Here is a 20,673-nt window from a genome sequence, read left to right as displayed (position 1 = left end):
CACCCATGGCAACGCTTGAAATCAAGGACCTGCACGTCACCGTCGAGGCCGACAACTCCACCAAGGAGATCCTCAAGGGCGTCGACCTGACCGTGAAGCAGGGCGAGACGCACGCCATCATGGGCCCGAACGGCTCCGGCAAGTCGACCCTCGCCTACTCCATCGCGGGCCACCCCAAGTACACGATCACGCAGGGCACCGTCACCCTCGACGGCGAGGACGTCCTCGAGATGTCCGTCGACGAGCGCGCCCGCGCCGGCATGTTCCTCGCCATGCAGTACCCGGTCGAGGTCCCCGGCGTCTCGGTCTCCAACTTCCTGCGCACCTCGGCCACCGCGATCCGCGGCGAGGCCCCGAAGCTGCGTACGTGGGTCAAGGAGGTCAAGACCGCGATGGAGCAGCTCCAGATGGACCCCTCCTTCGCCGAGCGCAACGTGAACGAGGGCTTCTCCGGCGGTGAGAAGAAGCGCCACGAGATCCTGCAGATGGAGCTCCTCAAGCCGAAGATCGCGATCCTCGACGAGACCGACTCCGGCCTCGACGTCGACGCGCTTCGCCAGGTCTCCGAGGGCGTCAACCGCGTCCGCGAGACCGGTGAGGTCGGCACCCTGCTGATCACCCACTACACGCGCATCCTGCGCTACATCAAGCCCGACTTCGTGCACGTCTTCTCCGCCGGCCGGATCGTCGAGTCCGGTGGCCCGGAGCTCGCCGACAAGCTCGAGGCAGAGGGCTACGAGGCCTACACGAAGGGTGGCGCATCCGCGTGACACAGCTGCCGGGCCTCCTCGACACCGAGGCGATCCGCAAGGACTTCCCGATCCTCGACCGGGTGCTCCACGACGGCAAGAAGCTCGTATACCTGGACAACGCGGCGACCTCCCAGACGCCGCGCCAGGTCATCGACGCGCTCAGTGAGTACTACGAGCAGCACAACGCCAACGTCCACCGGGGCGTGCACGTGCTCGCCGAGGAGGCCACGGCGCTGTACGAGGGTGCCCGCGACAAGGTCGCGGCCTTCATCAACGCGCCGAGCCGCGACGAGGTCATCTTCACCAAGAACGCCTCCGAGTCGCTCAACCTCGTGGCGAACATGCTGGGCTGGGCCGACGAGCCCTACCGCGTGGACCACGAGACCGAGATCGTCATCACGGAGATGGAGCACCACTCTAATATCGTGCCGTGGCAGCTGCTCTCGCAGCGCACCGGCGCGAAGCTGCGGTGGTTCGGCCTGACCGACGACGGCCGCCTCGACCTCTCCAACATCGACGAGATCATCACCGAGAAGACGAAGATCGTCTCCTTCGTCCTCGTCTCCAACATCCTGGGCACGCTCAACCCGGTCGAGGCCATCGTGCGCCGCGCCCAGGAGGTCGGCGCGCTCGTCCTCATCGACGCGTCGCAGGCCGCCCCGCACATGGTGCTCGACGTGCAGGCGCTGCAGGCCGACTTCGTGGCCTTCACCGGCCACAAGATGTGCGGCCCGACCGGCATCGGCGTCCTGTGGGGCCGCCAGGAGCTCCTCGAGGACCTGCCGCCGTTCCTGGGCGGCGGCGAGATGATCGAGACCGTCTCCATGCACTCGTCGACGTACGCGCCGGCGCCGCACAAGTTCGAGGCGGGCACGCCCCCGATCGCCCAGGCCGTCGGCCTCGGCGCGGCCGTGGACTACCTCAACTCGATCGGCATGGAGAACATCGAGCGCCACGAGCACGCCATCACCGAGTACGCGGTGAAGCGGCTCCTGGAGGTCCCGGACCTGCGGATCATCGGCCCCACCACGGCCGAGGACCGCGGCGCCGCGATCTCGTTCACGCTCGGTGACATCCACCCGCACGACGTGGGCCAGGTCCTCGACGAGCAGGGCATCGCGGTCCGGGTCGGCCACCACTGCGCCCGCCCCGTCTGCCTGCGCTACGGAATTCCTGCGACCACGCGAGCGTCGTTCTATCTGTACTCCACGCCCGGCGAGATCGACGCGCTGATCGACGGCCTGGAGCACGTACGGAACTTCTTCGGCTGAGGGGCTGGCTGGGAACGTGAAGCTGGATTCGATGTACCAGGACGTCATCCTGGACCACTACAAGCACCCGCACGGGCGCGGTCTGCGCGATGGCGACGCCGAGGTGCACCACGTCAATCCGACGTGCGGCGACGAGATCACGCTGCGCGTGAAGTATGACGGCCAGACGATCAGTGATGTCTCGTACGAGGGCCAGGGCTGCTCCATCAGCCAGGCCTCGGCCTCCGTGCTGAACGAGCTGCTCGTCGGCAAGGACCTGGCCGAGGCGCAGAAGATCCAGGAGACCTTCCTGGAGCTGATGCAGTCGAGGGGCAGGATCGAGCCCGACGACGCGATGGAGGAGGTGCTGGAGGACGCGGTCGCGTTCGCCGGTGTCTCCAAGTACCCCGCCCGTGTGAAGTGCGCCCTCCTGAGCTGGATGGCGTGGAAGGACGCGACGGCCCAGGCCTTCGCGGAGGAGGCGAAGACCGTATGAGCGAGACCCTTGAGATGAAGCCGGCCTCCGAGGAGGAGGTCCGCGAGGCCCTGTACGACGTCGTCGACCCCGAGCTGGGCATCGACGTCGTCAACCTGGGCCTGATCTACGGGATCCACATCGACGACGCGAACATCGCCACGATCGACATGACGCTCACGTCCGCGGCCTGCCCGCTGACCGACGTCATCGAGGATCAGGCGAAGTCGGCCACCGACGGCATCGTCAACGAGCTCCGGATCAACTGGGTCTGGATGCCGCCGTGGGGCCCCGACAAGATCACGGACGAGGGCCGCGAGCAGCTGCGCGCGCTCGGCTTCAACGTCTGACGCGCAGGTCTTTCTGCCGGTACGGCCCCCGCACTTCGGTGCGGGGGCCGTATTGCGTTTTTCCGCTAGGCCATGATCCGCCGGACACGCCCTAGGCGTCCGAGCGGGACGCGAGGTCCAGCGTGTGGGCGAGGCCCTCGCGGCGGATGCGCTGGTCGATGTAGAGCAGCGACGAGACCAGCGGCCCGAAGACCGAACTCACCAGCTGCACCACGAGGTTGCCGATCATGGACACCGCCATCATGAGGCCCAGGTCCGGCATCATCGTCTTGAGCACGTCGGAGGGGGTGGTGCCCGGTCCGTATGCCGACGGCGACGGGGTGGGCATTGCGAACTGCAGCGGGACGCGCACCGCGAGGGACACGCCGAACATGATCGCGCCGGCGAGCAGGGTGATGCCGAACGTGCGCCACCAGGCGCCCTTCACCAGGCGTGCGGAGCGGCGCAGCGCCTGGACCGGCCCGGCCTCCTCGAGCGTGGCGACCGCCGGGCCGAACAGGAACAGGATGTAGACCCAGAGGGTGAGCGGCAGGGTGACCGCGAAGAGAAGGAACAGCAGGCCGGCCGGTGCGGCGGTGTGGCTGATCAGCGAGACGAAGACCGCTCCGAGGAATGCGAGGGCCAGGCCCGTCGGGATCAGCGCGATCAGGGCCATCAGCAGGCTGACGCCGAGCACGGACGGTGTGCGCCGCCAGGCGTGCCGCCACACCGCGCCGAAGCGGGCCGGACGGCCGAGCACCGCCTCGCGCAGCACCACCGTGCACGCGGACTGGATGAACGCCGTGCCGGTCATCAGCAGCACCATGGCGACGGCCCACACCACGCCGAACGCGACGAACACGGGCCGCGCGTGGTCCCAGTCGAAGTGGGGCGCCTGGTCGAAGAGCGCCCGTACGTCGTCCGACACGGCCGCGTAGGCGAGCGCGGCCGCGCCCACCACGAGCGCGCCGAGCACCAGGTAGACGAGGAGCACGGTGCCGAAGAGCGGCTTCGCGTGCCGGCCCATCGTCTTGAAGACGCCGCCGAGTATGCGGTCGACGCCGAGCGGGGCGAGCGGGATGACGCCGGGCTGGGGCGGCGGGGGTACGGGGGCCCAGCCACCGCCCCAGCCACCGGGGCCGTAACCGCCGGGTCCGCCCGGTCCATATCCGCCGGGTCCGCCGGGTCCGTGTCCGCCGGCCCCCGGTCCGGGACCATAGCCGGGTCCGTAGCCCGCCCCTTGCCCTTGCCCCTGCCCTGTCTCCGGCCCTTGTCCCGGACCCTGTTCCGGGTCCTGTCCCGGTCTCTGTCCCGGTCCCTGTCCCGGTCCCTGCCCCGGTCCCTGTCCCCACATGTCGGTCATCTCGCCGTGCTCCCAGGAGTCGTTCGTCCCTGTGGCCCCCCACAGTGATCGCGACACCATAGCCCGACCGTGGTGTGTACGCCCGTACACATCGATGTGTACCCTCGTACACATGGGATACGTACTGCTTTCCGGCGCCATAGCGGCGGAGGTGGCCGCCACCACGGCCATGAAGTACAGCGAGGGATTCAGCAGGCTCTGGCCCTCCCTGATCACGGTCTCCGGCTATCTGATCGCCTTCGCGCTGCTCGCCCAGACCCTGAAGACCGTGCAGGTCGGTACCGCGTACGCGATCTGGGCCGGCGTCGGCACGGCCGTCATCGCCGGGATCGGGATGCTCTTCCTCGGCGAGGCGATGACCGCCGCCCGGGTCGCGGGGATCGTCCTGGTGATCGGCGGTGTGGTGCTGCTCAATCTGGGCGGTGCGCACTGATGGCGCGGCGGTACGACCCCGAGCGGCGGCAGCGCATCATCGACGCCGCGATCCGGGTGGTGGGCGCCAAGGGCATCGCCGGGCTCAGCCACCGCAGTGCCGCAGCCGAGGCCGACGTGCCGCTCGGCTCGACGACGTACCACTTCCGCACCCTCGACGAACTCCTTGTCGCCGCGCTGCGGCAGGCCAACGAGGGGTTCGCGAAGGCGGTCGCGGGGAGCGCCGTGTTCGAGGCGCCGCGCTCCCGGCTCGCCGCCGGTCTCGCCGCCGTCCTCGGCGACTGGCTCGCCGGTGACCGCACCGGCGTCGAGCTCGAGTACGAGCTGTATCTCGCCGCTCTGCGCAAGCCCGCGCTGCGGCCTGTCGCCGCCGAGTGGGGCGACGACGTCGCCGACCGGCTCGCCCGCCGCACGGACCCGGTCACGGCACGGGCGCTGGTCGCACTGATGGACGGCATCTGCCTCCAGGTACTGCTCACGGACGCCGTCTACGACGAGGAGTACGCACGCGACATGCTGGCCCGCATCATCGACGGCGCCCCCGGCGACGCGACGGGCGGCGCCACGCCGGGCGACGAGAGCTGACGCCAACCTTGCGACCGGGGGCCACGGGCGCCGGCTCTGGTGACCGGGTTGCTGGCGTCACCCTCGACCGGTCGGGCTTGCTTGCGCCACCCCGTCAACCGGACCGCTGACGCCACCCCGAGCAACCGGGCGGCTGGCGCCACCCCCCGGCGATCAGGCCGATGGCGCCACCCTCGACCAACCAGGCCGCTGACGTCACCCCGGCCGACCGGGCCGCTGGCGTCACCCCCGGCCGACCAGGCCGCTGACCCCACCCCCGAGCCGCCGCGGGAGTGTTTCGCGACCGGTACCTGAGACGGTGGTCGTACCGGTTCGCCCCCGTGGTGCCCCTCCGGTTAGGTTTCACTCATGTCTGACTCTCCCGCCAGCACCACCGCTCAGCGCACCACCGGCGCCGTCGCCGCAGGTCTCGCCACGCTCACCGCCGACGGCACCGTCCTCGACACCTGGTTCCCCGCCCCCGAGCTGGTCGCCGAGGCCGGCCCGGCCGGCACCGAGCGGCTCTCCGCCGAGCGTGCCGTCGAGCTGCTCGGCGAAGGCGCCGCGAAGGCCATCGGCACCGACGCCCGCCGCGGCGTGGAGACCGTCGCCGTCCGCACGGTCATCGCCTCGCTCGACGACAAGCCGCTGGACGCGCACGACGTCTACCTGCGCCTCCACCTGCTCTCGCACCGCCTGGTGAAGCCGCACGGCCAGAACCTGGACGGCATGTTCGGCTTCCTCGCGAACGTCGCCTGGACCTCGCTCGGCCCGGTCGCCGTCGACGACGTCGAGAAGGTCCGCCTCAACGCCCGCGCCGAGGGCCTGCACCTCGCCGTGACGTCCATCGACAAGTTCCCCCGTATGACGGACTACGTCGCGCCGAAGGGCGTCCGGATCGCCGACGCCGACCGCGTGCGGCTCGGTGCGCACCTCGCCGAGGGCACCACGGTCATGCACGAGGGCTTCGTCAACTTCAACGCCGGCACGCTCGGCACGTCGATGGTCGAGGGCCGCATCTCCGCGGGCGTCGTCGTCGGCGACGGCTCCGACATCGGCGGCGGCGCGTCCACCATGGGCACCCTCTCCGGCGGCGGCAACGTCCGCATCACGATCGGCGAGCGCTGCCTCATCGGCGCGGAGGCGGGCGTCGGCATCGCCCTCGGCGACGAGTGCGTCGTCGAGGCCGGCCTCTACGTCACCGCCGGCACGCGCGTCACCATGCCCGACGGCGAGATCGTCAAGGCCCGTGACCTGTCCGGCGCCTCGAACATCCTCTTCCGCCGCAACTCGGTCACCGGCGCCGTCGAGGCCCGCCCGAACAACGCGGTGTGGGGCGGCCTCAACGAGATCCTGCACAGCCACAACTGACGCGGCACGCCTCGTCATCGAGCGCCCTTCCCCGGCCCGTACGGCCGGGGGAGGGCGCTCTCGTACGTGACACGCAGAATTTTTTTCGTCGCACAGGCATAGCCGCGCGGCGCCGCGCGCGTCACAAGGGTCAGCGAGGGGGCAGCAAGGGCCCACCGGGGAAGAGAAGGTGCCGATGAATGCCGGCAAGGCAGACGACGCAGGTGACGCGTACGGCGCGGCCGACGCCGACCACGGGGGAGGCGCGGACGGCTCGGGCAGCTTCCGTGAGTTCGTGGCGAGCCGGTCCTCCGCACTGCTGAAGACCGCCGTGCTCCTCAGCGGGGGCGACCGGCACGCCGCCGAGGACCTGCTCCAGAACGCGCTGATCAAGGCGGCCGGACGCTGGAACCGGATCGACGAGCCGGAGGCCTACGTACGGAAGATCCTCTACCGCCAGCAGGTCAGCAGATGGCGCCTGAAATGGCGCGGGCGCGAACTGAGCGTCGCCGAGCCGCCGGAGAGTCGTACGGGGGTCGACTCCGCCCACGCCGCCGACCTGCGCATCGTGATGCGTACCGCGCTCGCCCGGCTCACCGCCCGGCAGCGCACCGTGCTCGTCCTGCGGTACTTCGAGGACCTGCCCGAGGCGGACGTCGCCCGGCTCCTCGGCTGCTCGGTGGGCACGGTGCGCTCGACCACGCACCGCTCGCTCGCCAAGCTGCGCAGCCTCGCGCCCGAACTCGCCGCGCTCGGCCCGGCCGACGCCGAAGACCTGCCGTCCCGTGACTTCTCGCCCATGGAGGTGCGTCCGTGAACGTCGATGACCTGCTGCGGGACGCACTGCGCGAACAGGCCGCCGAGGGCGCGACCGCACCACCCGACTTCGCCGAACGGGTGCTCGCCGCGCGCCGCCGCCGCCGGACCCGCGTCATCGCCGGCGCCGCACTCGCCACGGTGGCCGCCGTCGCCGCCGTGGTCTCCGTGCCCGTCCTGCACCCCGGCGGCCAGGACGTGCGGCCCGCCAGCCAGATGAACAAGAGCGACATCATCGCGCACCCGGACCAGTCGCCCCCACGGGACCTCATCGCGGCGGGGGACCAGGCGCTCGCCGCGTTCTCCACGTACAAGAGGGTCGAACTGCCGGGCCACGACGCCGAGTTGAGGCGCACGTACGGACTGCTCAACCAGAAGACCGGCAAGTACGACAGGACCACGCGGTGGTCGTGGATCGACGTGGCGCCGGGGATGCGGACGGCCGCCGTTCTGGAGCGGCGGCTCCCGGCCGACCGTATCGGTCTGCTCGACCTGATCACCGGCAAGGTGCAGCGGTGGATCGAGCTCGACAAGGGTGTGGCCGGGGTGTCGTTCTCGCCGGACGGCAAGAAGCTCGTCGCCACGACGTACGCCAAGAACCCCGACCACTACTACTGGTCGCACAAGATGAACGTGAACGGGAAGGACGAGGCGGGGCCGGTCGCCAGCAGGACCGGGTTCACGATCGTCGACGTCGCCTCCGGCAAGGCGGACTGGCACCGGCTGCCGTTCTGGAAGGACGAGATGGGCTGGTCGCCCAACGCGCGCGCCGACCTGGGGTTCAGCCATGACAGCACGCTCGTCTACGAGCCGATCCCGATGGCGCCGGGCCGGATCTACTACGACCTGAACGGCCGCAAGGCGGCCACACCCGCCGCCGAGAGGCACGTGTCCTACGCGGAGGCGGGCCTGTCGCCCGACGGCAAGCTCATCGGAGGCGAGTTCGCGGGTCGGGGCAACGAGATCGCCTCGGCGATCGTCGACTCCGCCACCGGGAAGACGGTCACCAAGGTGCCCGGCCAGCAGCTGCTCGCCTGGGCCGACGACAAGCGGCTCATCGCCTGGGGCTGCGACCCCAAGAAGTGCAACGGCACGGGCGAGTTCCGCAACCAGCTGCTCCTGCTCACCATGGGCAGTGACAAGGTCGTCCAGCTCAGCGACTTCCGCAAGGCGTCCGACGACTACCCGGGCCGCTGGACCCCGCAGTTCACGACGCGCTGACCACCTTCTCGTACGCGCTCAGCAGTCCGTCGGTCACCTCGTGGCCGGCGGGCCGCAGCGGTGCGCGGACCGGGCCGCCGGGCAGGCCGAGCGCGTCCAGGAGCGCCTTCGTGGTGACCGTGCCCGGAAGGCCGGACGCCATCATCAACCCCACTAGGGGCGCGGCCAGTTGCTGGCGGCGGGCCGCGTCGCCGGTGTCGCCCGCGTCGAAGGCGTCCAGGACGGCCCGCAGGGCGCGCGGCGCCACGTTCGCGACCGTCGACACGAATCCGGCCCCGCCCACCGCGTAGAGGGGGAGCGCGAACTCCTCGCAGCCCGCGTAGTACGCCAACTCGGTGCGGGCCAGCACCTGTTGGCTGCCGAGCATGTCGTACGCGCAGTCCTTGACCGCCACGATCCGGGGGTGGGACGCGAGGCGGATCATGGTGTCCGGCTCGATACGTGTGCCCGTGCGGCCCGGGATGTCGTAGAGCATCAGGGGCAGTCCGGACGCGTCCGCGACCTCGCGGAAGTGGGCCTCCAGGGCGTCCTGCGGCGGGCGGCTGTAGTACGGGCTGACGACCAACAGGCCGTCGGCGCCCGCCTTTTCGGCGTCGAGCGCCAGCCGGACGGTGTGGCGGGTGTCGGCGGTGCCGACGCCCGCGACGACCGGGACCCGCTCGCCCACCGCCTCCTTGACGGCCCGTACGAGCGTGGCCTTCTCGTCGTCCGAGGTCGTGGGGGACTCGCCGGTGGTGCCGGACAGGACGAGGCCGTCACAGCCCTCGGCCACCAGGTGGGCGGCCAGGCGCTGCGCGCCGTCCGGATCGAGTGCGCCGTCGGCGGTGAACGGCGTGACCATGGCGCACAGGGCACGGCCGAAGGGCGGGTGCGGGGCGTTCACGAGGTTCATGAGTGCAGTGTCGGCGCCCGGACCGTACAGCTCCACTTAATTCTTCTACGAGGTAGTGGCAAGGCTTGCTACGAGATGGAGGGGGTGTGGCCGGGTTTCGCCGGGATATTGGCCGAGGAGCGACCTTCAGGAGGCCCGCCCGGATTCCGACGTAGCAGGGTGAAAGCTCCATGTAAGGAATCCGCCGTGCGTGACATCCTCCTGGTCCTCGCCGTCCCCCTGCTCCTCTGCGCGAGCGGCGTCCACGCCGCCTGCGACGTCTGGTGGCGTCGCAGGCGCCCGGCACCGGACCCGCACTCCCAGGCGGGCCGCCGCCTCGCCGCCGAGCGGGCGGTGGCCGACGCGGAGGCGATCGTGGCCGACCGGTACGCCATCCTCGCCGAGGCGGAACGGAGCGCCGGCGGGACCTTCACCTGAGCGCTCCGTCTCCTTCTCCCGCGTGCTAGGGGCGGAACCTCAGCACCTGTGGGTCGTGGTCGCTGATCTGGTCGTTGAACTCGCTGTTGACGTGCACGCTGTCGTACGCGAAGTCGTCGTCCTCGCGGATCGACGGGCTGATCAGGATCTGGTCGAGCACCTGGCTGTTGCCCTGGTAGTCGTAGGTGTAACGCTCGCTCTTCGGCAGGGACTTGATCGCCGACCAAAGGACGCCGCCGTCCTCCAGGCGCTGCGCGGTGCCGGAGAACTCGAAGTCGTTGATGTCGCCGAGGGTGACGACGTCCGCGTCGCTTTGCGCCGCGAGGATGTCCTTCACGAAGCCGTTCACCGCGTCCGCCTGCGCGTGGCGCTGCGTCTCCGAGTTGCGGGCCGGCGGCTGGTACTGGGCCGTCAGGCCCTGGTCGCCGCCCTTGGACGCGAAGTGGTTGGCGATGACGAAGACCGTCCTGCCGTGGAAGACGAACTCGCCCGCGAGCGGCTTGCGGCTGCTCTTCCAGGCCGTGTCGGCGGGGTCGATCCGGCCGGGGGACGCGGTGAGCGCCGCCCGGCCGTCCGTCCGGGTCACGCCCACGGGCGTGGTGGCGTCGCCGCCCGCGCGGTCCGTGAACGAGACCCGCTCGGGGTTGTAGAGGAACACCTGGCGGATGTTGCCGCCGGGCTCGCCGCCGTCCTTGTCGTTGACCGGGTCGATGGACCGCCAGTCGTACCTCGGGCCGCCCGCGGCGACGATCGCGTCGATCAGCTTGTTCACCGTGACGTCCGCGGCGACCGTGCCGTCGTCCTTCGCGCCGTTGTTGTCCTGGATCTCCTCCAGGGACACGATGTCGGGCGACTGGAGGTGGTTCACGATCGCGGCGGCGTGCGCGTCGAACGTGGCGTCACCGGGGTCGAGGTTCTCCACGTTGTACGTCGCCACGGCCAGCTCGCCGCTCTTCTGCTTCCGCGTGGTCTCGCGCTCGAGGCCCCCCTTGTCGAGGGTGCCGAGCTCCCGCGCGACGAGCGTGTACCCGCCGAACTGGTTGTAGTCCAGGGGGCCTTCGGTCGTCCCGGCCAGGGTGTCCCCGACGTTCGCCTTCGGGAAGCCGGCGGCCGTGCCCAGGGACTGGACCTGGAGACGGCCCGTGTTCTGGGAGTCGTACGAGCCGTAGACGGTGCCGCCGCGGCGCGTGGGGTGCTCGTGCGGCTTCACCGTCACCCACAGCTCGGCGTAGGCGTCCGACGCGGTGACGACGCGGGACGAGCCGATCTGTACGTTCATGCCCTCCAGCGACTCGTAGAGGTCGAGCGCGTACTGGGAGGGGCGCAGCGGCAGGGCGTTGACCGAGCCGTTCGCGGCGGGGTCGCCGGGCGGGGCGTACGCGGCGGGGACCGACTTCGCGTCGATGACGGTGGCGGCCGGCAGCGCGTTGCCCGAGGAGACGACCGTGACGGCCGGCTTGGTGATCTCGGTGAGGGACTGGTTGCCCGACGACGTGCCGCCCGGCACGTACTCCGAGACCGTGCCCGAGACCCGCACCGCGTCGCCGACGGCGGCCTTCGGGGCCGAACCGGTGAAGACGAAGACGCCCTCGCTCGTGGCGGGGTCGTCGTCGGGCGCGGTGTCCTGGATCCAGAAACCCTTGGACGAGCCGTAGGTTCTGACGCCCGTGACCACCCCGGCCACGTCCGTGACCGGTTGCCCGGCCAGCGGGGACGTGCGGGTCGTGCCCTGGATGTCGTGGATGCGTATCGCGTCCGCGTGCGCGGGCGAGGTGAGGACGATGGCGGAGACGGTGGAGCAGACGGCGGCGACGGTCAGCGCGGCGAGGCGCGACGTGTTCTTGCTCGGCAAGGGATCCCTCCGGGGACGTGCGTGAGGCGCCGGGACGAGGGTGGAGCGACGTGCTTCTACGCGCGTAAATGTCTTGTGTGGTCAGGGGAGTTGTCAAGGTTTCGCCGGTGGACGGTTTCTGACGGGTACATGAACCGGGCGGCATGCCGGCAAATCCGTCTAGGCTGAGCGGTCGCACAACACGTCCGGAGGAGAACAAGGCGATGTCAGACAGCTCCCCCCTGCCGCCGGCCAGGCTGCACTCCGAAGCGGAGCTCGCGCGGGACGCCCTCGCCACCCCGCTGCTCTCCCGCGCGGTGCGGCTCGCCCGCTGGGCGGGCCCCGGCACCCGGGTCGGCGCGGGCGGCGAACTCGTCGACGAACAGCTGCCCGCCGCGGCCCTCGAACTCGGGCTCGCCGCCGACGCCGACGGGGCCGCGTACGCCAGCGAGGCCTGGCGGATCGCCGTCGACACCGGGCTCGTCGACATCGTGGACGAGGAGGAGGGCACCGTCGCCGCGGGCGAGGACCTCGCCGTCGTCACCTCCGGTGGCCCCCAGGACATCCTCGGCCTGTGGCTCGTCGCCCTGGACGCGGTCCTCGCGGACGCGAGCGTGCCCGACATCGAGGACATCGGCGATCTCGTCGCCACCATGGAGGAGGGCGGCGAGGCCGACTTCTCGCAGCTCGACTGGGACCCCGAGGCGGAGGCCGAGTTCCTCGAAGGCGTCCTCGGCAACCTCTACCTGCTGACCGTCACCGAGGGCGGCGCGGGCGACGCGCCCGTCCCGCTGCCCGCCCTCGCCGCGTCGATGATCGTGCCCGACGACATGGGCGAGCCCACGGACGACATCCTGGAGCAGGTGTCGGACGCGATGATGAAGCTGGACGACCAGTTCCGGCTGCTCGACCCGGTGGGGCTCGTCGAGTTCCAGCCGGTCGACGAGGCGCTGATGGCGGAGATCGACGAGGCCGACGAGGCCGCCAGGGCCGCTGGGGCGACCGAATCCGCCGACTCGTTCGACGACTCCGACGTCACCCGGTACGGCATGGTGCGGCTCACCCCGCTCGGCCTCTACGGCATCCGCGCACGCATGATCGAGGCCGGCGTCGACGCGCCCGCCGTCGGCGACCTCGCGGACAAGGGCGCCGACACGCTGCTCGACGGCACGTCGGCGTTCCCGCAGGCCGCCGCGCAGGCCGAGATCGAGCAGTGGCTCGCCCGGCGCGAACAGCTCCTGGCCGCACGGGAGTTGCTGTCCGCGGCGCGTGGCTCGGACCCGGGCGCGCCGCTGCGTCGGCTGCGCTGCCAGCAGGCACTGTCCCTGGTCGGCGGCGAGGCGGAGCCGGCGCTGCGAGAGGTCCTCGACGACGCGGAGCTCGGCGGTCTCGCCCGGGTCTGGCTCGCCGAGCACGGCGCGAGCGACGTACCGGCGCCGCCGGAGTCCCTGATCTTCTGGCTCACCGTCGACACGATCGCCGCGCAGCTCGCGCTGGAGGGCAACTCTGACGAGCTGCAGGGCCTCGTAGAAGGGCTCGCGGCCCAGCACAGCGGGTTCTTCGCGGCGGCGTGGAAGGTTGACCACCCGGCGACGGCGGACGTCCTGGAGGCGATGGGTCGGCTGCACCCCGACAAGAAGGTCGCCAAGGAGGCCCGCAAGGCGGCGTTCAAGGCGAGGTCCGCGCAGGCGGGCTAGCCGGGCCGCGGCGGGGACTTGAGAGGGGCGGGACGCGAGGGCGTCCCGCCCCTCTCGCGTACTTCCGGCGTCGTACGGAGTTCAGCCGCCGTTCAGGCGTGGCGGGGAGCGTGTGGCCGAAACGGCAACAGCACCATCCGTTCGCTGCACCGTCACAGCCACCCGGTCACAGGAGACACCATGTCGCTCACCCGCAGGGACTTCACGAGACGCTCCGCCGCCGCCGGCGCGGGAATCGCCCTGGCCGGTACCGTCGGCGCGCTCGCCACCGCACCCGGAGCGCTGGCCGCCGAAGGTGACTACGAAGCCACCGCGAGCACCGAGGGCCAGGCCGACGCCGGCCACACGCCCGGCTACGGCCCCCTCGTGGCCGACCCGAAGGGCCTGCTCGCGCTGCCCGCCGGATTCTCGTACCGCGTCATCACGTACACGGGGAAGACGACCCTGGAGTCCGGCGAGTCCACCCCGTCCAACCACGACGGCACCGCAACCTTCGAGGGCCCGCGCGGCGCGACGCTGCTCGTCAACAACCACGAGATCGGCGGCCCCCGCACCAAGGCCGCCCACCCGGTTCCGCTCACCGAGGGACTCGTCTACGACCCGGCCGCCGCGGGTGGCTGCACCGTCGTCGAGGTCCGCCGCGACGGCCAGGTCGCCGAGTGGGTCGGCATCGCCGGCACCGCCACCAACTGCGCGGGCGGGCGCACCCCTTGGGACACCTGGCTGACCTGCGAGGAGACCGAGGACAAGGCCGGCTCCAACGGCATGACCAAGGACCACGGCTACGTCTTCGAGGTCGACCCCGCCGACCGCCGCGCCAACCGCTCGCCCCAGCCGATCAAGGCGCTCGGCCGGTACGCGCACGAAGCCGTCGTCATCGACCCGAAGCGCGGCCACGCCTACCTCACCGAGGACGCGGCGGGCCCCAACGGCCTGCTCTACCGCTGGACCCCGCCGCAGGGCTTCGAGCACGGCCGCGGCAAGCTCCGCACGCTCGCCGCCGACGCGGGCGTCCTCCAGGCCACCAAGTGCTTCGACTCCGGCGGCCGCTTCGTCGACGACCTGTCCCGCGCCACGCAGATCGGCACGGTCTACGGCGTGGACTGGGTCGACGTCCAGGACCGCGACGCCAGGACGGTCTCCGTGCGCAAGCAGTTCGCGGCCGGTGAGGTCACCCGCGCCCGCAAGCTCGAAGGCATGTGGTGGGGCGACGGCGGCGCGTACATCGTCTCCTCGTTCGCCCGTACCGAGAGCCCCGTCCAGCACGACGGGCAGGTCTGGTTCTACGACCCCAAGCGCCGCACGCTCACGCTGAAGGTCCTGCTCGGCGTGAACGCCGACCCGGCCAAGGACGGCGCCTTCGACGGCCCGGACAACATCACGGTGTCCCCTTACGGCGGCCTCGTCATCGCCGAGGACGGCAACGGCGTCCAGCACCTGTTCGGCGCGACCGACGGCGGACGCACGTACCCGATCGCGCGCAACGAGCTGAACATCGGCACCGAACAGGAGCCGGAGTACAGCGAGTTCACCGGCGTCACGTTCTCGCCCGACGGCCGGACCCTCTACGCGAACATCCAGACCCCGGGCATCATGCTCGCCATCACGGGGCCGTGGAAGCGCCAGCGCTCGAACTGAGCACGCACACGCTCGAACTGAGCATGCACACCGCAGGGGCCGGCTCCCACTCCCTGAGCCGGCCCCTGCCTCCTGCCCCTGCCCGTGCCCCCGCGTCCTTGTGGCCGCGTCAGGACCAGGGAACGTCCGGGGCGTCCCACTGGCGCAGCGGCGACTGCGGGCGCTGCCCGACGGCACCGCCGTACCACGCGGGCCGCCCCTCGGCCCCCACGTGGCCGCCGTCGCCGTGGACGTCGTCGTCGCCCTCCGTCGTCAGCCGCTCGGCCAGCGACTCCTCGTGGACCTCGATGAGCGCCGCGGGCTCCGGGTCCTGCCACCACGCCCGCGGGGTCGCCCGCGCGGCACACCACTGAAGGACCTCGGGAACCATGGGGCGGGCGTAGGGGGACTTGGCGAGGCAGCGGGAGAGGAACGCGGTCCACTCCTGGTCCGGGACACCCAGCAGGTCCGGCTCGTCGTGCAGCGTCCGGTGCAGGGCCTCGGGGCCGTTGCCCGCGCCGTGCGGATTACGCCCCGTCGAGCACAGGGCGAGCAGCGCGCCGAGCGCGAACACGTCGGCGGGCGGCCCGGGTTCGGTGGCGCCGGTGATCTGCTCGGGCGCCAGGAAACCGGGGGAGCCGAGGCGCCGGCCGGTGTCGGTGCGCGTCCCGTCGCCCGGGGCCACGGCCTTCGCGAGACCGAAGTCGATGACCTTGGGCCCTGCGGCCGTCACGACGACGTTCGCCGGCTTGAGGTCGCGGTGCACGAGCCCCGTCGCGTGGATCGCCGCCAGGGCCCCGGCCAGCGTCGCGCCGAGCCCCGCGAGGTCGCCCGGCACCGGCGGGCCGAGCACCGCCACCGCCTCGGACAGCGAGGGGCCCGCGCAGTACTCGACCGCGAGCCAGGGGACCTCGGCGTCGGGGTCCGCATCGAGCACGGCGGCGGTGGCAGGCCCCCGCACGGCCCGCGCCGCCGCGGCCTCCCACCGGAAACGCTCCCTGAACCAGGGATCGGCGGCCAGGTGCCGGTGCACCGCCCTGACCACCACGACGTGGCCCGCGGCGGAGCGCGCCAGATGGGCCGTCCCCACCGCTCCGTCGCCGAGCTGAGTGACGAGGCGGTATCCCGCGAGACGCACCATGGACGGCTTCCTCCTGGACCTGCGTTACGTGCTGTGCCTGCGTTACGTGCCGTGCCTGCGTTACGTGCTGTGCCTGCTTCGACGACCGTCGACGACTCTATGGGGTCCGTCCGGTCGACCGCCGACCGGCGACGCGTACAGCGCGCTTTTCTTACTGGTCAGGCGGGCCGTGTGGACATCGTCACCGAAGTGTGAGGACGTAGGCGTGGTGTGTGCGGGTGCGCGGGGCGCATACTCGATGAATGACAAGGCCCCCCAGTACGCGCCGCCACCTTCCGGGCAGCCCCTTCAACGTTCCGGCCAAGCCCGCTCCGCCGGTAGAGCAGTTCGAAGTGGGCGACCGGGTTTCGCACGACCAGTACGGCCTCGGCAGGATCATCGGAGTCGAGGGTGAGGACGCCGTGCTCATCGACTTCGCCGGGCAGCAGGGCAGGTTCCTGAGCCCGTTCTCCAAGCTGTCGAAGCTCTGACAGCTCTCCCCTGGACGGTCAGGAGGCGGTCGGCGGCACGAATCCCGTGCCACCGGCCGCCTCTGCCGTATCCGCCCGTCACGCACCGTGACACCCCGTGATGTCCCGTGATGCCCCGTATCCGTGCGGCCCCGACGGCTAGAGCGCCTGCGCCGCCGGCTTCACCATGCCGCGCACCGTCCGCGACTTCACGAAGTCACCCATCGCGGTCATGTCCCATTCCCCGGAGAACTGGCGGATCAGCTTCGCCATCATGACGCCGGTCTGCGCCTCCGCGTTCGTCAGGTCGAAACGGACCAGCTCCTCGCCCGTCGCCGCGTCGATGAGCCGGCAGTACGCCTTGGCGACCTCGGTGAACTTCTGGCCCGAGAACGAGTTCACCGTGAACACCAGGCCCGTCACCTCCGCCGGGAGACGGCCCAGGTCGACGACGATCACCTCGTCGTCCCCGCCGCCCTCGCCCGTGAGGTTGTCACCGGAGTGCTTGATCGCGCCGTTCACGATCGAGAGCTTGCCGAAGTAGCAGCTGTCCACGTGATTGCGCTGCGGTCCGAAGGCGATGACCGACGCGTCCAGGTCGATGTCCTTGCCACGGAACGCGGGCTCCCAGCCGAGACCCATCTTGACCTGCGACAGCAGTGGCCGGCCGCCCTTGACGAGGGACACCGTCTGGTTCTTCTGGAGGCTGACGCGGCCCTTGTCCAGATTGATCTTCCCGGCGCCTGGAGCGGGCGCCGCGGGAGCGGGTGCCGGGGCGGCGGCGGGCGGCGCGGGCGGTGCCAGGCGCGGGTCGACCGGGGGAGTGGTCGGGGCGGGCATGGCCTGCACCGGGGTCGCCGGGGCCGTGACCGGAGCGGCGGGCGCGGGCTCCTCGACGCTCACGCCGAAGTCCGTGGCGATGCCCGCCAGGCCGTTCGCATAGCCCTGGCCGACCGCCCGGGCCTTCCACGCGCCGTTGCGGCGGTAGATCTCGACGACGACCAGGGCCGTCTCGCCGCCGAGCCGCGGCGGGGTGAACGTGGCGAGCACGGAGCCGTCGTCGGCGCCTCTGATCGTGGCCGTGGGCTCGATGCCCTGGAAGGTCTGGCCGGCCGCGTCCGGGCTCGCGGTGACGACGATCTTCTCGATGCCCGGCGGCACGGCGGCCGTGTCCACCACGATCGCGTCCGGTGCCGTGCCGCCGCCCGAGCGGTAGGTCACACCCGGGCCCGAGGGCTGGTTGTAGAAGACGAAGTCGTCGTCGGAACGCACCTTGCCGTCGGCGGTGAGCAGCAGGCCCGAGACGTCGAGCCGCACCGGGGCGGCGACGTCCACCGCCACGCGGGCGGTGGACAGCGGGATGTTCGAGCCGGGGGTCATAGCGGTCATGCCGGGGTAACGAGCGTGGCCGCTTTGCCGTTCCCTTACCTGCCGAGGAGTTCCGCACCTGCCCGCCGAAGGGGTGCGCGCCGCCGGACACGCCCTAGTGCGGCCAGACCGGCGGGTTCGTCACGAAGTGCCCGCCGAGGCGTGTGTGGCCGGGGTTGTCCGGGTCCAGCTCGCCGTACTCGGCCAGCAGCTTCTCCGCGTACTGCTCCGAGTCGTCCTGCGGGGCGTAACCGAGCGCCCGCGCGGAGGAGAGGTCCCACCACAGGCGGGTGTTCGCGGACGAGCCGTGGACGACGGTGTGCCCGACGTTCTCGGCGGTGAGCGCCGCGTCGAAGAGCCGTGCGCCGTCGCCCGGGCTCAGCCACACCGACATCATCCGGACGTCCGTCGGCTCCATGAGGCACGCGCCGATGCGCACGGACACGGTCTCGAGGCCGTACTTGTCCCAGTAGAGCTGCGCCAGGTCCTCGCCGAAGGATTTGGACAGGCCGTAGTACGTGTCGGGGCGGTGGGGGGTGTCGACGGGGATCAGGGGGCCGCCGTCCGCCGGCCGTGGCGTGAAGCCGACCGCGTGGTTCGACGAGGCGAACACGATGCGGCGCACGCCCTCCTCGCGCGCGGCCTCGTAGAGGTGGTGGAGCCCTTCGATGTTCGCCCTGAGGATCTTGTCGAACGTGGACTCGAGGGCGATGCCCGCGAGATGGATGACCGCGTCGACGCCCCGCACCGCCTCGCGCAGGGCGGCACGGTCGGCGAGGTCGGCCGTGATCGCGTCCGGCTCGCCCTCGATCGGCCGCACGTCGAGCAGGCGCAGGTCGTAGCCGTAGGCCGGGAGCAGCCCGCGCATCAGGGTGCCGACGCCCCCGGCGGCGCCGGTGAGCAGGACGGTGCGGGGAGCGGGCATGCGGGATCTCCTCGAATCGGTCAGCGGAGTGGCCGCATTCGTGCACGGCATTCACAGCGATGGAAAAGCTAGGGACGGCCGCGGGGGCGGTCAAGTCTCGCGCGGAGGCCGGGAATCCGCCGCCGAGCAAGCCGAGCACGCCGAGGCCGTCGAGTCGCTGCCCGTGCGGGCGATGAGTTTCGGTGACCATGACGGTCTACCTGTCGCAAGAACCGACTGAACGTGCCGTTTGAACGAGCGTTTGAACGAAGGAGGACCCCCGCATGACCGACACGACCGATGAGACCGGCCCGGCCGTCCCGATGGTGGACTTCGGCCCGCAGACCCGGATCGTCGCGCGCCTCGCGGACGGGGTGGGCGAGGACCAGCTCGGCCTGCCCACGCCGTGCCCGGAGTACGCCGTGCGCCACCTGCTCGGGCACGTCGTCGGCCTGACCGTCGCCTTCCGCGACGCCGGGCGCAAGGACCTGGGTGCGACGACCGACACGAACCCGGCGGCGTCCCTGCCCGACATCACCGACGGCTGGCGCGACACCCTGACGAAGGCGCTCGGCGAACTGGCGGAGGCCTGGCGCGACCCGCGGGCCTGGCAGGGGATGACGCGGGCGGGCGGGGTCGACCTGCCCGGCGGGGTGGCCGGGCTCGTCGCCCTGGACGAACTGGTCGTCCACAGCTGGGACCTGGCGCGGGCCACGGGCCAGGAGTACGAGCCCGACGAGGCCGCGCTCCAGGCCGCCCACGCCTTCCTCCTCCAGGCCGCGGAGGGCCCCCGCCCCGAGATCTTCGGCCCGGTGGTCCCGGTGGCGGAGTCGGCGCCCCTGCTCGACCGCGCCGTGGGCCTGAGCGGCCGTGACCCGGACTGGAAGCCCGCTTCCTGACGCCGCTCGCCCCAGGCGCCCGCTCATGTATCGATCCGGCAAAGCCCACCGGCAAACCTCTCGCGCCGGCGGTGTGACGCGCGTAGAAACCTGTCATGCATAAGCCCACACGCATCGCGGTCCTCACCGCGGCCTCCTGTGTCCTTGCCGGCGCCGCCTTCTACGGGACGGGTGCCGCGAGCGCCGGTCCGGCCTCGTCGGACACCACCGCCGAGCCCCACAACATCGGGCAGCTCGTCAAGGAGATCGACTCCTACTACGGCACCACCCTCGGCAGCGACGGCGTCTACCAGGCGTCCCCGTCCAGCCAGTACGCCCAGGACCTCGCCCGGATCGAGGCCGGTGCGAAGAAGCGGATCGCCGAGGCCGCCCGGGAGCACCACAAGGGCGTCAAGCCCGCCGTCGTCTTCGACATCGACGACACGCTTCTCCTCAGCCTCGACTACGAGAAGAAGACCAACTACACCTACAACGACGCCACTTGGAAGGAGTACGTCGCCAAGGCGGACCGCCCCGCCGTCTTCGGCACACCCGATCTCGTCGCCTACGCCCAGGCCCAGGGGGTCGAGGTCTTCTACAACTCCGGCCTCGGCGAGTCCCAGCGCGCGGCCGCCGTCGCCAACCTCAGGAAGACCGGCATCGACGTCAACCTCGACGCCGCCCACATGTTCCTCAAGGACAAGGCGAATCCGCCCGCCTACCTGAGCGACTGCGCCACCCCGAGCGCCTGGAAGTGCACGACCGTGCAGTACAAGTCCGGCACCCGCAAGCACATCGAGTCGCTCGGGTACGACATCGTCGGCAACTTCGGCGACCAGTACTCGGATCTCCAGGGCGGCTTCGCCGACCGCACGTACAAGTTCCCCAACCCGACCTACTTCGTGGAGTGAGCGCCGGCGGGCCGTA

At 71.2% G+C, this 20,673-nt stretch carries 21 protein-coding genes; 15 read left to right on the top strand and 6 right to left on the bottom strand.

Annotated features, from left to right (window positions below; all coding sequences use genetic code 11):
* Window positions 1-5 precede the first annotated feature (5 nt).
* Genes sufC through EOT10_RS24180 form a run of 4 tightly spaced genes read left to right on the top strand, consistent with a single transcriptional unit; the run spans window position 6 to window position 2,827 of the window.
* Window positions 6-770, top strand: a complete 765-nt coding sequence (sufC, locus tag EOT10_RS24195; RefSeq protein ID WP_127830421.1) for a Fe-S cluster assembly ATPase SufC — start codon at window positions 6-8, stop codon at window positions 768-770.
* Window positions 767-2,023, top strand: coding sequence for a cysteine desulfurase (locus EOT10_RS24190; protein WP_127830420.1), 1,257 nt, complete (start codon window positions 767-769; stop codon window positions 2,021-2,023). Before sufC ends, EOT10_RS24190 begins: the two co-directional genes overlap by 4 nt.
* Before the next feature lie 16 nt (window positions 2,024-2,039).
* Complete coding sequence (gene sufU / locus EOT10_RS24185) at window positions 2,040-2,498, top strand: Fe-S cluster assembly sulfur transfer protein SufU (RefSeq protein WP_127830419.1); 459 nt, start codon at window positions 2,040-2,042, stop codon at window positions 2,496-2,498.
* Window positions 2,495-2,827 carry a metal-sulfur cluster assembly factor gene (locus tag EOT10_RS24180; protein WP_127830418.1) on the top strand — a complete coding sequence of 111 codons (333 nt, stop codon included), beginning with the start codon at window positions 2,495-2,497 and terminating at the stop codon, window positions 2,825-2,827. Before sufU ends, EOT10_RS24180 begins: the two co-directional genes overlap by 4 nt.
* Window positions 2,828-2,918: 91 nt before the next feature.
* On the opposite strand, the gene EOT10_RS24175 is transcribed toward EOT10_RS24180, so the two are convergent.
* Window positions 2,919-4,229 carry a DUF7847 domain-containing protein gene (locus EOT10_RS24175; protein ID WP_189492009.1) on the bottom strand — a complete coding sequence of 437 codons (1,311 nt, stop codon included), beginning with the start codon at window positions 4,227-4,229 and terminating at the stop codon, window positions 2,919-2,921.
* Between the two features lie 52 nt (window positions 4,230-4,281).
* Here EOT10_RS24175 and EOT10_RS24165 point away from each other — a divergent pair, with 52 nt between their 5' ends.
* The 5 genes from EOT10_RS24165 (at window position 4,282) to EOT10_RS24145 (ending at window position 8,552) form a co-directional block, all read left to right on the top strand.
* Window positions 4,282-4,602, top strand: a complete 321-nt coding sequence (locus EOT10_RS24165) for a DMT family transporter (protein ID WP_127830416.1) — start codon at window positions 4,282-4,284, stop codon at window positions 4,600-4,602.
* Window positions 4,602-5,186 (top strand): TetR/AcrR family transcriptional regulator, encoded by a 585-nt coding sequence (locus EOT10_RS24160; protein ID WP_127830415.1) that lies wholly within the window; start codon window positions 4,602-4,604, stop codon window positions 5,184-5,186. The genes EOT10_RS24165 and EOT10_RS24160 overlap by 1 nt, the downstream gene beginning before the upstream one ends.
* Window positions 5,187-5,534: 348 nt before the next feature.
* Entirely contained in the window at window positions 5,535-6,536 is a 1,002-nt protein-coding gene (dapD, locus tag EOT10_RS24155; protein WP_127830414.1) for a 2,3,4,5-tetrahydropyridine-2,6-dicarboxylate N-succinyltransferase, read from the top strand.
* A gap of 175 nt (window positions 6,537-6,711) precedes the next feature.
* Window positions 6,712-7,332, top strand: a complete 621-nt coding sequence (locus EOT10_RS24150; protein WP_127830413.1) for a SigE family RNA polymerase sigma factor — start codon at window positions 6,712-6,714, stop codon at window positions 7,330-7,332.
* Entirely contained in the window at window positions 7,329-8,552 is a 1,224-nt protein-coding gene (locus tag EOT10_RS24145) for a WD40 repeat domain-containing protein (RefSeq protein WP_127830412.1), read from the top strand. Before EOT10_RS24150 ends, EOT10_RS24145 begins: the two co-directional genes overlap by 4 nt.
* On the opposite strand, the gene dapA is transcribed toward EOT10_RS24145, so the two are convergent.
* Complete coding sequence (gene dapA, locus EOT10_RS24140; RefSeq protein WP_127830411.1) at window positions 8,539-9,444, bottom strand: 4-hydroxy-tetrahydrodipicolinate synthase; 906 nt, start codon at window positions 9,442-9,444, stop codon at window positions 8,539-8,541. The genes EOT10_RS24145 and dapA overlap by 14 nt on opposite strands.
* A gap of 186 nt (window positions 9,445-9,630) precedes the next feature.
* Between dapA and EOT10_RS24135 the strand changes: the two genes are divergently transcribed.
* Window positions 9,631-9,861 carry a hypothetical protein gene (locus EOT10_RS24135; RefSeq protein WP_127830410.1) on the top strand — a complete coding sequence of 77 codons (231 nt, stop codon included), beginning with the start codon at window positions 9,631-9,633 and terminating at the stop codon, window positions 9,859-9,861.
* 25 nt (window positions 9,862-9,886) lie between these two features.
* Here EOT10_RS24135 and EOT10_RS24130 read toward each other — a convergent pair whose 3' ends face one another.
* Window positions 9,887-11,713, bottom strand: coding sequence for a DUF8508 domain-containing protein (locus EOT10_RS24130; RefSeq protein WP_127830409.1), 1,827 nt, complete (start codon window positions 11,711-11,713; stop codon window positions 9,887-9,889).
* 203 nt (window positions 11,714-11,916) lie between these two features.
* On the opposite strand from EOT10_RS24130, the gene EOT10_RS24125 reads away from it, so the two are divergent.
* Together EOT10_RS24125 and EOT10_RS24120 are read left to right on the top strand one after the other, a co-directional pair.
* Complete coding sequence (locus EOT10_RS24125) at window positions 11,917-13,389, top strand: hypothetical protein (protein WP_127830408.1); 1,473 nt, start codon at window positions 11,917-11,919, stop codon at window positions 13,387-13,389.
* A 180-nt stretch (window positions 13,390-13,569) separates the two neighbouring features.
* Window positions 13,570-15,027 (top strand): alkaline phosphatase PhoX, encoded by a 1,458-nt coding sequence (locus EOT10_RS24120; RefSeq protein ID WP_127830407.1) that lies wholly within the window; start codon window positions 13,570-13,572, stop codon window positions 15,025-15,027.
* 109 nt (window positions 15,028-15,136) lie between these two features.
* On the opposite strand, the gene EOT10_RS24115 is transcribed toward EOT10_RS24120, so the two are convergent.
* Complete coding sequence (locus EOT10_RS24115) at window positions 15,137-16,147, bottom strand: serine/threonine-protein kinase (RefSeq protein ID WP_127830406.1); 1,011 nt, start codon at window positions 16,145-16,147, stop codon at window positions 15,137-15,139.
* A gap of 242 nt (window positions 16,148-16,389) precedes the next feature.
* Between EOT10_RS24115 and EOT10_RS24110 the strand changes: the two genes are divergently transcribed.
* Window positions 16,390-16,617 (top strand): CarD family transcriptional regulator, encoded by a 228-nt coding sequence (locus EOT10_RS24110; RefSeq protein WP_127830405.1) that lies wholly within the window; start codon window positions 16,390-16,392, stop codon window positions 16,615-16,617.
* Window positions 16,618-16,755: 138 nt separating this feature from the next.
* Here EOT10_RS24110 and EOT10_RS24105 read toward each other — a convergent pair whose 3' ends face one another.
* Window positions 16,756-17,976 (bottom strand): TerD family protein, encoded by a 1,221-nt coding sequence (locus EOT10_RS24105; RefSeq protein WP_189492033.1) that lies wholly within the window; start codon window positions 17,974-17,976, stop codon window positions 16,756-16,758.
* A gap of 103 nt (window positions 17,977-18,079) precedes the next feature.
* Window positions 18,080-18,889, bottom strand: a complete 810-nt coding sequence (locus EOT10_RS24100; RefSeq protein ID WP_127830403.1) for an NAD-dependent epimerase/dehydratase family protein — start codon at window positions 18,887-18,889, stop codon at window positions 18,080-18,082.
* 263 nt (window positions 18,890-19,152) lie between these two features.
* Here EOT10_RS24100 and EOT10_RS24095 point away from each other — a divergent pair, with 263 nt between their 5' ends.
* Window positions 19,153-19,767, top strand: a complete 615-nt coding sequence (locus tag EOT10_RS24095) for a TIGR03086 family metal-binding protein (RefSeq protein WP_127830402.1) — start codon at window positions 19,153-19,155, stop codon at window positions 19,765-19,767.
* A gap of 95 nt (window positions 19,768-19,862) precedes the next feature.
* Window positions 19,863-20,657 carry an HAD family acid phosphatase gene (locus EOT10_RS24090; RefSeq protein WP_127830401.1) on the top strand — a complete coding sequence of 265 codons (795 nt, stop codon included), beginning with the start codon at window positions 19,863-19,865 and terminating at the stop codon, window positions 20,655-20,657.
* The last annotated feature ends 16 nt before the right edge of the window (window positions 20,658-20,673 follow it).

It is taken from the genome of Streptomyces antnestii (assembly GCF_004005495.1).
Classification (GTDB): Bacteria; Actinomycetota; Actinomycetes; order Streptomycetales; family Streptomycetaceae; genus Streptomyces; species Streptomyces antnestii.
This window is presented reverse-complemented; position numbering and strand designations above follow the sequence as displayed.

What these genes read in the sequence shown, in the direction of transcription:
- EOT10_RS24105 (WP_189492033.1), bottom strand. Translation starts at nt 17,976, where the DNA reads ATGACCCCCGGCTCGAACATCCCGCTGTCCACCGCCCGCGTGGCGGTG.
- EOT10_RS24150 (WP_127830413.1), top strand. Translation starts at nt 6,712, where the DNA reads ATGAATGCCGGCAAGGCAGACGACGCAGGTGACGCGTACGGCGCGGCC.
- EOT10_RS24180 (WP_127830418.1), top strand. Translation starts at nt 2,495, where the DNA reads ATGAGCGAGACCCTTGAGATGAAGCCGGCCTCCGAGGAGGAGGTCCGC.
- EOT10_RS24165 (WP_127830416.1), top strand. Translation starts at nt 4,282, where the DNA reads ATGGGATACGTACTGCTTTCCGGCGCCATAGCGGCGGAGGTGGCCGCC.
- EOT10_RS24120 (WP_127830407.1), top strand. Translation starts at nt 13,570, where the DNA reads ATGTCGCTCACCCGCAGGGACTTCACGAGACGCTCCGCCGCCGCCGGC.
- dapD (WP_127830414.1), top strand. Translation starts at nt 5,535, where the DNA reads ATGTCTGACTCTCCCGCCAGCACCACCGCTCAGCGCACCACCGGCGCC.
- EOT10_RS24110 (WP_127830405.1), top strand. Translation starts at nt 16,390, where the DNA reads ATGACAAGGCCCCCCAGTACGCGCCGCCACCTTCCGGGCAGCCCCTTC.
- EOT10_RS24100 (WP_127830403.1), bottom strand. Translation starts at nt 18,889, where the DNA reads ATGCCCGCTCCCCGCACCGTCCTGCTCACCGGCGCCGCCGGGGGCGTC.
- EOT10_RS24125 (WP_127830408.1), top strand. Translation starts at nt 11,917, where the DNA reads ATGTCAGACAGCTCCCCCCTGCCGCCGGCCAGGCTGCACTCCGAAGCG.
- EOT10_RS24160 (WP_127830415.1), top strand. Translation starts at nt 4,602, where the DNA reads ATGGCGCGGCGGTACGACCCCGAGCGGCGGCAGCGCATCATCGACGCC.
- sufC (WP_127830421.1), top strand. Translation starts at nt 6, where the DNA reads ATGGCAACGCTTGAAATCAAGGACCTGCACGTCACCGTCGAGGCCGAC.
- dapA (WP_127830411.1), bottom strand. Translation starts at nt 9,444, where the DNA reads ATGAACCTCGTGAACGCCCCGCACCCGCCCTTCGGCCGTGCCCTGTGC.
- EOT10_RS24095 (WP_127830402.1), top strand. Translation starts at nt 19,153, where the DNA reads ATGACCGACACGACCGATGAGACCGGCCCGGCCGTCCCGATGGTGGAC.
- EOT10_RS24175 (WP_189492009.1), bottom strand. Translation starts at nt 4,229, where the DNA reads ATGGTGTCGCGATCACTGTGGGGGGCCACAGGGACGAACGACTCCTGG.
- EOT10_RS24115 (WP_127830406.1), bottom strand. Translation starts at nt 16,147, where the DNA reads ATGGTGCGTCTCGCGGGATACCGCCTCGTCACTCAGCTCGGCGACGGA.
- EOT10_RS24090 (WP_127830401.1), top strand. Translation starts at nt 19,863, where the DNA reads ATGCATAAGCCCACACGCATCGCGGTCCTCACCGCGGCCTCCTGTGTC.